A 10854-nucleotide genomic window follows, 5' to 3' on the forward strand; every position below is an offset into this window, starting at 1 on the left:
GCCCAAGGCGACGTGCTCAAACTCATCGGTCAGTGTCATGATCGTGATCCTGTCTGCCCCATCAGGTCATATCTGGCGGAAAACGGATAATCCACTCATCCGTTACACAGACCTACCGACACGCCCGCAGCTGATGCAGATCACCACCGGCGCCGCCCAAGATGTGCGCGACTTCTACCCCCAGCACTCTGTTCCCGCCCCGGCCGCCCGTCCCAGCGGCGAAGCCGGGCCGCGGGACCTGCTCGTGCTCAGCATCGACGCCACCGGCATCAATATGATCGATTCCGGGCTGCGCGAGACCCCACCCGGCCGCGACCACGGGCCGCAACCGCCGTCGGCGCAGCTCTCCTGCCGCGAACGCACCGGCCGGACCCGTATGGCCGTGGTCACCGCGGTCTATGACGCCGCACCCGCGGTCCGCGGCCCGGCCGACATCATGCCCACCGGCGCGATCGAACGCGCTGGCCGCCGGCCCGGGCCCAAAGCCGTCAACCGAGAGGTCGACGCGTCGATCATCGACTCCACCGCCCCGATGACCACCAGGTTGTTCGACCGGGCTCAGCAACGCGACCCGCAACACCTGCGCCGCTGGATCGTGCTGGTCGACGGCAACAACCACCAGATCGACCGCATCAACGCCGAGGCCCACGCCCACGGCGTCCGGATCAACCTGATCCTCGACTTCGTCCACGTCCTCGAATACCTCTGGAAGGCCGCCGAGGACCTGCACCCCACCCAGCCCGGCCGGGCCGCCTTCATCGCCCGCACCGCCCGCGACCTGCTCGAACACCACCCAGCCCGAGTCATCGCCGACCTGACCAGCCAACATGAGGCCCTCGCCCAGGCCGGCACACCAGCATCCGGGCTCAAGCGCTGCATCGACTACCTCACCGCGAAACAGCCCTACCTCATCTACCGCATCGCCCTGGCCATGGGCTGGCCCATCGCGACCGGCGTGATCGAGGGGACCTGCCGCTATCTGGTGAAAGATCGCCTAGCGATCACCGGCGCCCGCTGGAGCCTACCCGGCGCAGAAGCCGTGCTCCTGCTGCGAGCCGTGATCACGAACGGCGATTTCCCGACCTACTGGAAGTTTCATCTCGAGAAAGAACATCAACGTACCCACACCAGCCGCTACCAGCACCAATACGACCTGGCCGCCTGACCAAGATCGAGAAAGTCACTCAGATAGAAACGCACCCTACGGCTGCACACGTTGGCAGGCCAACTGAGACCAGCTCACTTGCGGCTTGGGTCCGAGCACACGTCGGTGCTGTGCGCCTGACCCCGTCCGTTTGGTGGACCGGACGTTGCACCATGCGAACCGCCCAGCGATCGTCCCTGGCAGCCGCTACCAGTCCGTTTGACCAGTTCAGGCCGGAAGCCAACCAGAATTCATAGTACGTAGGTGTACTGCATCCGTGTAGCATGGAGCGCGCGATCTATCGCCTAGAAGTCGTCACGGAGGTGCGGGAGTGGCTCCACCAGCTGCGCCGCACCGATCGCGCGAGCGCCATCCTGGTCGGCCAGGCGATCATTGCCCTGCTTGAAGAAGGCCCGAGCCTTGGTAGACCACTGGTCGACCGGATCAAAGGATCGGACCTGCACAACCTGAAGGAGCTTCGGCCCGGCTCGGCCGGAACAACGGAGATTCGGATTTTGTTCATCTTCGATCCCGCTCGCAACGCCGTCCTTTTGGTCGCCGGCGACAAGGCCGGGCAATGGACCGCCTGGTACCGAGAATCGATTCCGCTCGCTGAGGCGCGGTATGTGACTTACCTGAAAGAAAAGGAGGAGTCATGAGCAGCACCCACGGATACGACCGTGAGGGCTTCCTCACCGAGTTCTTTCCCGACGCTGCGGATCAGGCTGAGGTCGAGGCTGGTGCTCAGGCGCTCATCAACGTCAGCCGAGCCCACCGACTTGCCGAGATGCGCAAGCGCCTCGGATTGACCCAAGCCGAGGTCGCCGATCGGATGAAGGTGCGCCAGGAACGGGTCTCCGCAATCGAACGCGCCAAGGTCGATGCCAGCGAACTGAGGACCCTTGCTGCCTACATCGCGGCACTCGGCGGACGCATGGAGATCGTCGCTGACTTCGGTGGTGAACGCCTTGTAGTCGGCTGATCCCGCGGCCCGAGGACGGACCAGCCCATGCTTACCGGAAGTGAGCAGAGCAAAGCCCAAGCCGATCACGACATGCCGGGACTCGGCCGAACCCACAACACGGCGACCTAGCGGCCCGCCGGCTCCTGGATTCGGCCGGTGGTGGCCGGGTGGCGATCCGGCAGCGGGGGCGCGCCCACCGCGTACGTCAAATAGGCGAAACGGCCCACCTGGGCCGTGCCCGTCAGGATCAGCTCCTGGGAGCTGAGGTGGCGCGGCAGCAGCGGCGCGCCCCGGCCGAGCAGGACCGGTGCGATGCCCAGGATGATCTCGTCGAGCAGGCCTCGGTCGACGAACTGGCCGACCAGGTTGCCGCCGCCGACGAGCCAGACGTTCTTGCCCTTCGCCGCGACCATCATGGCCTCGTGGACTCGCTGCACGTCGCCGCTGACCATGAAGATGTTGGCGTGCGGCACCGGCGGCAGGTCGCGGTTGGTGAAGACCCAGCATGGCACCTGGCCGTAGAGGTCCTGCCAGTTCTGCGGCTCCGCCACGACGTTGTCGTTGGCGACCACCCACTCGTACGTGTTGGCGCCCATGGCGAACGCGCCGACGCCGGCGAAGAAGCCGCCGAACGGGTTCTCGGCGCCCCCGTCGACGTCGAACAGCCATTCGAGCGAGTTGTTCTCGTCGGCGATGTAGCCGTCGATGCTCGTCGCCGTGTAGTACTGCGTCTTCGCCATGAGGATCACCATGCCACGAGCTAGCGGGCGAAAGGGGCGAAATCGACCCCTAAGCCGCGTCGTTGCGGAGCACCAGGATGGCGATGTCGTCGCGGGGCTCCTCGACCGAGAAGTTGATCGTGATGGAGCGCAGGCGGGCCGCCATCACGTCGGCCGGATAGCCGGCCAGCGGGCCGGCCGCGTCGCGCAGCCGGCCGGTGCCGAAGAGCTCGCGGCCGCGGCGCCGCTCGGTCACGCCGTCGGTGTAGAATATCAACGAATCGCCGGGGCCCAGCCGGACCTCGGTGTCGGGCGAGGAGATCGTTTCCAGCAGGCCGAGCGCGGTGCCGCCCTCGCCGACGAACGAGGTCTTGCCGTCGGCGCGCACCAGCACCGCCCGGTCGTGCCCGGCCAGGTGCAGGCAGACCACCAGGGTGCCGTCGGCCTCGCGCCGCACCGAGGCCATCGCGAGCGTGCAGTACCGGCCGCCGCCGCGCTGCACCAGCGTCTTGTTGACCCGGCAGAGGATCTCGGTCATCGGCTTGCCGTCGTCGACCAGGATCCGGATGACGTCGCGGACCAGGCCGGTCACCGTGGCCGCCTGCACACCCTTGCCCGAGACGTCGCCGACCACGACCAGCCACCGGTCGTCGCCGGCCGGCACCACGTCGTAGAAGTCGCCGCCGACCTCGGAGCCGGTCGGCACGTACTCGGCGGCGAAGCCGACCCCCTCGACGTGCGGGAGCGCCGGCGGCAGGAGCGACGCCTGGAGGGTGCGGGCGACCTTGCGCCGCTCGTCGTGGATGCGGGCGTTGTCGATGGCCAGCGCGGCCCGGCGGGCGACGTCCTCCAGCACCGCCACCTCGTCGGCGTCGTGCCGGTGCTTCGCGTGTTTGCCGATCGCCAGCGTGCCGAGCCGGGCGCCGCGAGCCACCAGCGGCACCGCGAAGCCCTCGGACGGCGGGCCGAACATGACCTGGGTGCCCAGCCGGGACGCCTCCTCGAGCCGGGACAGGATCGAGTCGGGCGCGGTCTCGGCGAGCGTCTCGTGCAGCTGGGCCAGCGCGCCCTCGTCGGCGTGGGTGGCCGCGGCCAGCTGTAGGCGGCCCCAGGCGTCGGTGGTGTGCACCGCGCACCACTGGCCGAGCCGGGGCACCACGAGCTGCGGGATCAGCGCCATCGTCAGGTTGACGTCGAGCGACATGGCGAGCAGCTCGCTGGCCTCGGCCAGGAACGTCAGCCAGGTCTGCCGGCGCAGGTCGGCGCGGCGGAGCCGGTCGTTCTCGAGGTGCAGCGAGAAGCGCTCGGCGACGATCGTGGCCAGCGGCTGGGCGTAACCGGTGGGCGCCGCGTCGAGCTCGAGCTCCCCCGAGTACGGCCGGTGCACGGCCAGCGGGACGCGGATGGTGTCGGCGTCCTCGCGCGGCTGCCGGCCGTGCCGGGCCAGGAGCAGCCGGCCGGCGCCGTCGCCGCGGTCGAGCCGCACCACCCCGCCGGCCGCGCCGGTCAGCCGGGCGAGCCGGGACAGCAGGTCGGTGGCGAAATCGGCGAGCGCCTCGTCGGTCTGCCGCTCGGGGTTGATCTGCAGCAGCGCGGTCAGCGCCCCCACGCTCGGCGTGCCGGCCTCGAGGACGTTGGACGCGGGGATCACCGCCGCGGTGGGCTCGGACGCCGCGAGCGACGGCGCCGAACGAAGCTCGAGGCGGAACCAGACGCCCTTTCCGGTGCCCTCGTGCACGGTTCCCCACCGGCTGGCGAAGTGGTCGACCAGCAGCAGGCCGCGCCCACGCTCGGCGACCTCGCCGATGTCGACGCTCTCGTTGCGCGGGCCGACCGCGAGCTGCTCGACCGGGCCGGGCGCGAAGTCGGTGACCGTCACGGTCAGCCCGGTCTGGTCGGCGCTGACCTCGATGTCCAGCTCGGTGTTGGCGTGCACGACCGCGTTCGTCGAGAGCTCGGTGGTGAGCAGCAGAGCCTCGTTGAGCAGCCCGGCGAGACCGGCGTCCTCGAGGACCGAACGGACGAGCGCCCGGGCGGCCGCGGGGGTGCGCCGGTCGTTGGGCAGCCGGACCCGCCGGACGAGACCGCCCGCCGGGCTCTCCGAAGCTGACACGCATGCATCCTCTCCTGTTGATGGGGGGATGTACAAAGTCGTCTCTCGCATTGACCCGGTCGGGCGAGAGAGGATAGGGAGCCCACGGCCGGTGACGGGGTGGTTGGATCGGAAGCGAGGACACCATGACTGCGGCAAAACAAGCGCCCGACGAGGCCGCCCTGCTCGGCGAGCTCGCCGAGGCGCTGAGGCGGGTGCGCCGGGGCGATCTCAAGGTCCGGCTGCCGCGCCGCAGCGGAGCCGCCGGCGAGGTCGCCGACGCGTTCAACGAGGTCATCTCCCTGCAGGAACGGCAAAACCTCGACCTGCGCCGGATCAGCCGGATAGTCGGTCGCGACGGCCGGCTCACCGAGCGCCTGGACGACGAGGGCCTCGACGGCGCGTGGGCGGACAGCGTGCGCTCGGTCAACTCGCTGATCGACGATCTCGGCCGGCCGACCACCGAGATCTCCCGGGTCATCGTGGCGGTCGCCGAGGGCGATCTCTCCCAGCACATGGCGCTGGAGATGGACGGCCGACCTCTCCGGGGTGAATTCCTGCGGATCGGCCGCACGGTGAACACGATGGTGGATCAGCTGTCGTCGTTCGCCGACGAGGTCACCCGGGTGGCCCGCGAGGTGGGCACCGAGGGCGAGCTGGGCGGCCAGGCCGACGTGCGCGGCGTGGCCGGCACCTGGAAGGACCTGACCGACTCGGTGAACCTGATGGCGTCCAACCTGACCCACCAGGTGCGCTCGATCTCGCAGGTGGCGACCGCGGTGGCCCGCGGCGACCTGTCACAGAAGATCACGGTGTCGGCGCGGGGCGAGGTGGCCGAGCTCGCCGACACGATGAACGGCCTCACCGACACCCTGCGGCTCTTCGCCGAGCAGGTGACCCGGGTGGCCCGCGAGGTGGGCACCGAGGGCAAGCTGGGCGGCCAGGCCGACGTGCCGAACGTGGCCGGCACCTGGAAGGACCTCACCGACTCGGTGAACTCGATGGCGTCGAACCTGACCAGTCAGGTGCGTAACATCGCCCAGGTCTCGACGGCGGTGGCCAAGGGCGACCTGTCGCAGAAGATCACCGTGGCCGCGCAGGGCGAGATCCTCGAGCTCAAGGACACCGTCAACACGATGGTGGATCAGCTCTCGTCGTTCGCCGACGAGGTCACGCGCGTGGCGCGCGAGGTGGGCACCGAGGGCAAGCTGGGCGGTCAGGCCCAGGTGCGCGGCGTTTCGGGTACGTGGCGCGACCTCACCGAGAACGTGAACCAGCTCGCCAACAACCTCACCGACCAGGTGCGCAACATCGCCCAGGTCTCCACGGCGGTGGCGAAGGGCGACCTGTCGCAGAAGATCACGGTGGACGCGCGCGGCGAGATCGCCGAGCTGAAGAACACCGTGAACACCATGGTCGACCAGCTGTCGAGCTTCGCCGACGAGGTCACGCGGGTGGCGCGCGAGGTGGGCTCGGAGGGCAAGCTGGGTGGTCAGGCCCAGGTCAAGGGCGTTTCGGGTACGTGGCGCGACCTGACCGACAACGTGAACTACATGGCGTCCAACCTGACCAGCCAGGTGCGCAACATCTCGTCGGTGACCACGGCGGTGGCCAAGGGTGACCTGTCGCAGAAGATCACGGTCGACGCCCGCGGCGAGATCCTCGAGCTCAAGACCACGGTCAACACGATGGTCGACCAGCTGTCGTCGTTCGCCGACGAGGTGACCCGGGTGGCCCGCGAGGTGGGCACCGAGGGCAAGCTCGGTGGTCAGGCCCAGGTGCGGGGTGTGGCCGGCACCTGGCGCGACCTGACCGACAACGTCAACTCGATGGCGTCCAACCTGACCGCCCAGGTGCGCAACATCGCTCAGGTCTCGACGGCGGTGGCGAAGGGCGACCTGTCGCAGAAGATCACCGTCGACGCCCAGGGCGAGATCCTCGAGCTGAAGAACACCGTGAACACCATGGTTGACCAGCTGTCGTCGTTCGCCGACGAGGTGACCCGGGTGGCCCGCGAGGTCGGCTCGGAGGGCAAGCTCGGTGGTCAGGCCCAGGTGCGCGGCGTGGCCGGCACCTGGCGCGACCTGACCGACAACGTGAACTACATGGCGTCCAACCTGACCGCCCAGGTCCGCAACATCGCGAGCGTCACCACGGCGGTGGCGAAGGGCGACCTGTCGCAGAAGATCACGGTCGACGCCCGCGGCGAGATCCTCGAGCTCAAGGACACCGTCAACACGATGGTCGACCAGCTCTCGAGCTTCGCCACCGAGGTGACCCGGGTGGGCCGCGAGGTGGGCGTGGAGGGCAAGCTGGGCGGTCAGGCCCAGGTCAAGGGCGTTTCGGGCACGTGGCAGGACCTCACCGACAACGTCAACCAGCTCGCCTCGACGCTGACGATCCAGCTGCGCGCGATCGCCGAGGTCTCCACGGCCGTGACCCGCGGCGATCTGACCCAGAGCATCGCGGTCGAGGCGCAGGGCGAGGTCGCCGAGCTCAAGGACAACATCAACCAGATGATCGTCACGCTGCGCGAGACCACCAAGGCGAACGCCGAGCAGGGCTGGCTCGACTCCAACCTGGCGCGCATCGGCGGCCTGCTGCAGGGCCAGCGCGACCTCGGCGAGGTCTGCCGCATGATCATGACCGAGGTGACGCCGCTGGTCGACGCCCAGCTCGGCGCGTTCTTCCTGGTCGACAACGAGCAGGCGGTCATGCGCCTGCGGCTGGCCGCCTCCTACGGCTACGTGGCCCGCAACCACGAGGTGACCTTCGGACCGGGCGAGGGCCTGGTCGGGCAGGCCGCGGTCTCCCGCCGCACGATCCGGGTCCGGGCGACCCACGACGGCATCCTCACCATGCGCTCGGGCCTGATGTCGATGCCGCCGAACGACCTGGTCGTGCTGCCGGTGCTGTTCGAGGGCGAGATGCTCGGCGTGATCGAGTTCGCCTCGGTGGCCGCCTTCTCCGGCCTGCATCTGACGTTCCTGGAGCGGCTGGTGGCCACCATCGGCGTCGCCCTCAACACCATTCAGGCCAACCGGCGTACGGAGGAGCTGCTCTCCCAGTCGCAGCGGCTGGCGCGCGAGATGCAGGACCAGTCGGCCGAGCTCCAGCGCACCAACGCCGAGCTGGAGGACAAGGCGCAGCTGCTCAGCGAGCAGAAGGCCAACATCGAGACGAAGAACCGCGAGATCGAGCAGGCCCGGCGCGGCCTGGAGGAAAAGGCGCAGCAGCTGTCCCGGGCGAGCGCGTACAAGTCGGAGTTCCTGGCCAACATGAGCCACGAGCTGCGGACGCCGCTGAACTCGCTGCTGCTGCTGGCCCGGCTGCTGGCCGACAACACCGAGCAGAATCTCACCGAGAAGCAGATCGAGTTCGCCCGCACCATCCACAGCGCCGGCTCCGACCTGCTCTCGCTGATCGACGACATCCTCGACCTCGCCAAGATCGAGGCGGGCCGGATGGACGTCGAGGTCGACCAGATCGACTTCGACGGCGTCCGCGCGTACGTCGAGCAGGCCTTCGTGCCGCAGGCGCAGGAGAAGAACCTGGAATTCCGGGTCGCGGTCGGTGACGACCTGCCGGAGTCGATCGTCACCGACGGTCAGCGCCTCCAGCAGATCCTGCGCAACCTGCTGTCCAACGCGGTGAAGTTCACCGACTCGGGCTCGGTCACGCTGAACATCTTCGCGGCGCCGCCGACCACCGACTTCGACATCCCGGCGCTGTCCGCGGCCCAGCAGGTGGTGGGGTTCGCGGTCTCCGACACCGGCATCGGCATCTCCGACGAGAAGCTGGCGATCATCTTCGAGCCGTTCCAGCAGGCCGACGGCACGACCACCCGCAAGTACGGCGGCACCGGCCTGGGCCTGTCGATCAGCCGGGAGTTCGCGGCGCTGCTCGGCGGCACGATCGTGGTGTCGTCGATCCCCGGCGAAGGCTCGACCTTCACGCTGTACGTGCCGGACGCGCTGACCCCCGACACCCAGCCGACGCCGGCGCTGCCGGCGGTGCCGTCCACGACCGTGGTGGTGCGGCCGGCCCAGTCCCTCGACATGCCGCTGCTCGATCTGCCGGTGATCAGCCAGCGGTCCGAGATCGACCACATCAGCCCGGCCGGCCGGCAGCTCGACGGCGCCACCGTGCTGATCGTCGACGACGACGTCCGCAACGTGTTCGCCCTGACCAGCGCCCTGGAGATGCACGGGCTGAACGTCCTGTACTCCGACAACGGCGTCGACGGCGTACGCCTGCTGGCCGAGCACCCCGAGGTCGACATCGTGCTGATGGATGCCATGATGCCCGATCAGGACGGCTATGAGACGACCCGGGGCATCCGCCGTAATCAGCGTTTCCGTGATCTCCCGGTAGTGTTCCTAACCGCGAAGGCGATGCCCGGCGATCGGGAGTCGGCCCTCGCGGCCGGCGCCAGCGACTACATCACCAAGCCGGTCGACCTGGATGAGCTGATCGAGCTGATGGCCCGCTGGGTGAACGCCGACAACACCATCGAACCCGAGCGCGGCTGATTGTCGGCAACTGGAGAGGAGGGGGCGTGGCGGAGCGCGCCAAGGCCCTGCTGGTCGACGACCGGAAGGACAACCTGCTCGCCCTGGAGGCCATCCTCCAGGGTCTGCCGGTGACCCCGGTCGCCGTCGAGAGCGGTGAGGCAGCGCTGAAGCAGCTGCTCACCGACGACTTCGCGGTCATCCTGCTGGACGCGCAGATGCCCAACATGGATGGTTTCGAGACGGCCAGCCACATCAAGCGGCGCGAGCGCACCCGGCACGTACCGATCCTGTTCCTGACCGCGGCCGACCGCGACGCGCAACTGGCGCTGCGGGGTTACGCGGTCGGCGCGGTGGACTATCTGACCAAGCCGTTCGACCCGTGGGTGCTGCGCGCCAAGGTCAGCATCTTCGTGGAGCTGTGGACCAAGACGCAGCAGCTCAAGGCCCAGGCCGACGCGACCCGCGAGCGTGACGCCCAGTGGCAGCGTCTGACCGAGACGGTCGACGAGGCGGCCCGAGTGCTGCGCGCGAACGGCGAGCAAGCGGCCTCCGAGGCCTTGGCACTGCTGGAGAAGGCCCGCTGGGGGTCACCTAACGATTGACGTACGGCTGTGCCGCGTTGGCCAGCGCCGAGCGCAGCACGGTCTTCGGCCGGAAGCCGACCAGCGACGACGTCAGCACCCCGCCGGTGAAGAACAGCAGCGTCGGCATCGCCATGACCCGGTAGGCGCGGGTCGTCTCGGGATTCTCGTCCGCGTTGAGCTTGCCGATCAGCAGCTCGCCCTGGAACTCCTCGGCCAGCTCGGCCAGCACCTTCGCCATCGGCCGGCAGGGCGGGCACCAGTCGGCCCAGAAGTCCACGACGAACGGCAGCTCGGCCTTGAGCACGAGCGCGTCGAAGGTGGCGTCGGTGACGGTGATCAGCATGGGCTCTCCCGATGAGCTAGGGCCTGGGTCAGCTGGGTGTGCAGGCGCTGCCGGAGGCCGGTGAGCTCGGCGAGCAGGCCATCCACCTCGGCCAGCTTGCGGCGCAGCACCGCGACCGAGTCGGGGCAGACGTGGCCCGACCCGGTGGTGCGCAGGCACTCGACGAACGGCTTGATGTCGTCCATCCCGAACCCGACCGCCAGCAGCGACCGGATCTCGTGGACGACCCGCAGCTCGGCGTCGTCGTACTGCCGGTAGCCGTTGGCGTCCCGTCGCGGGTGCACGAGACCCTGCTCCTCGTAGTAGCGCAGGGTGCGGGCACTGGTCCCGGCCCGTTCGGCCAGCTCACCGATCAGCATGCACCGACGCTAGACGAGTGATGACCGGGGTTACCTGCGTGGATGGGGGTGGCTGCGGGGTGACGGGTGAGGGTCTCCATGATCGACGTTGCTGAGCAACGATGACCATGGAGGCCATGTGCACGTCGATTTGGA

The 10854-nt window shown here is 68.9% G+C and carries 9 protein-coding genes; 5 read left to right on the top strand and 4 right to left on the bottom strand.

What is annotated here, in order from left to right; translation table 11 throughout:
• The 3 genes from ACFQS1_RS39855 to ACFQS1_RS39865 form a co-directional block, all read left to right on the top strand.
• The coding region (locus ACFQS1_RS39855) for a hypothetical protein (protein WP_378978158.1) at window positions 1-1165 on the top strand (1165 nt) is incomplete at its 5' end.
• A 263-nt stretch (window positions 1166-1428) separates the two neighbouring features.
• Entirely contained in the window at window positions 1429-1803 is a 375-nt protein-coding gene (locus tag ACFQS1_RS39860; protein WP_378978160.1) for a type II toxin-antitoxin system RelE/ParE family toxin, read from the top strand.
• Window positions 1800-2126 (top strand): XRE family transcriptional regulator, encoded by a 327-nt coding sequence (locus ACFQS1_RS39865; protein ID WP_378978162.1) that lies wholly within the window; start codon window positions 1800-1802, stop codon window positions 2124-2126. Before ACFQS1_RS39860 ends, ACFQS1_RS39865 begins: the two co-directional genes overlap by 4 nt.
• A gap of 107 nt (window positions 2127-2233) precedes the next feature.
• On the opposite strand, the gene ACFQS1_RS39870 is transcribed toward ACFQS1_RS39865, so the two are convergent.
• Both ACFQS1_RS39870 and ACFQS1_RS39875 read right to left on the bottom strand, forming a co-directional pair.
• Window positions 2234-2848: a dihydrofolate reductase family protein gene (locus tag ACFQS1_RS39870; RefSeq protein ID WP_378978164.1), complete on the bottom strand. Its 615-nt coding sequence runs from the start codon at window positions 2846-2848 to the stop codon at window positions 2234-2236.
• Between the two features lie 49 nt (window positions 2849-2897).
• Complete coding sequence (locus ACFQS1_RS39875) at window positions 2898-4940, bottom strand: SpoIIE family protein phosphatase (protein WP_378978166.1); 2043 nt, start codon at window positions 4938-4940, stop codon at window positions 2898-2900.
• A gap of 125 nt (window positions 4941-5065) precedes the next feature.
• On the opposite strand from ACFQS1_RS39875, the gene ACFQS1_RS39880 reads away from it, so the two are divergent.
• On the top strand, window positions 5066-9451 hold the full coding sequence (locus ACFQS1_RS39880; RefSeq protein WP_378978168.1) for a HAMP domain-containing protein: 4386 nt from the start codon (window positions 5066-5068) through the stop codon (window positions 9449-9451).
• A 26-nt stretch (window positions 9452-9477) separates the two neighbouring features.
• Window positions 9478-10035 (top strand): response regulator, encoded by a 558-nt coding sequence (locus ACFQS1_RS39885; RefSeq protein ID WP_378978170.1) that lies wholly within the window; start codon window positions 9478-9480, stop codon window positions 10033-10035.
• Here the strand turns inward: ACFQS1_RS39885 and ACFQS1_RS39890 are convergent.
• Entirely contained in the window at window positions 10025-10360 is a 336-nt protein-coding gene (locus ACFQS1_RS39890; RefSeq protein WP_378978172.1) for a thioredoxin family protein, read from the bottom strand. The two genes, ACFQS1_RS39885 and ACFQS1_RS39890, sit on opposite strands and share 11 nt — an antisense overlap.
• Window positions 10354-10719, bottom strand: coding sequence for a MerR family transcriptional regulator (locus ACFQS1_RS39895; protein ID WP_378978174.1), 366 nt, complete (start codon window positions 10717-10719; stop codon window positions 10354-10356). The genes ACFQS1_RS39890 and ACFQS1_RS39895 overlap by 7 nt, the downstream gene beginning before the upstream one ends.
• Between the last annotated feature and the right edge of the window lie 135 nt (window positions 10720-10854).

This window comes from Paractinoplanes rhizophilus (genome assembly GCF_042664765.1).
In the GTDB taxonomy this organism is placed as follows: domain Bacteria; phylum Actinomycetota; class Actinomycetes; order Mycobacteriales; family Micromonosporaceae; genus Actinoplanes; species Actinoplanes rhizophilus.

What these genes read in the sequence shown, in the direction of transcription:
- ACFQS1_RS39860 (WP_378978160.1), top strand. Translation starts at nt 1,429, where the DNA reads ATGGAGCGCGCGATCTATCGCCTAGAAGTCGTCACGGAGGTGCGGGAG.
- ACFQS1_RS39865 (WP_378978162.1), top strand. Translation starts at nt 1,800, where the DNA reads ATGAGCAGCACCCACGGATACGACCGTGAGGGCTTCCTCACCGAGTTC.
- ACFQS1_RS39870 (WP_378978164.1), bottom strand. Translation starts at nt 2,848, where the DNA reads ATGGCGAAGACGCAGTACTACACGGCGACGAGCATCGACGGCTACATC.
- ACFQS1_RS39880 (WP_378978168.1), top strand. Translation starts at nt 5,066, where the DNA reads ATGACTGCGGCAAAACAAGCGCCCGACGAGGCCGCCCTGCTCGGCGAG.
- ACFQS1_RS39890 (WP_378978172.1), bottom strand. Translation starts at nt 10,360, where the DNA reads ATGCTGATCACCGTCACCGACGCCACCTTCGACGCGCTCGTGCTCAAG.
- ACFQS1_RS39895 (WP_378978174.1), bottom strand. Translation starts at nt 10,719, where the DNA reads ATGCTGATCGGTGAGCTGGCCGAACGGGCCGGGACCAGTGCCCGCACC.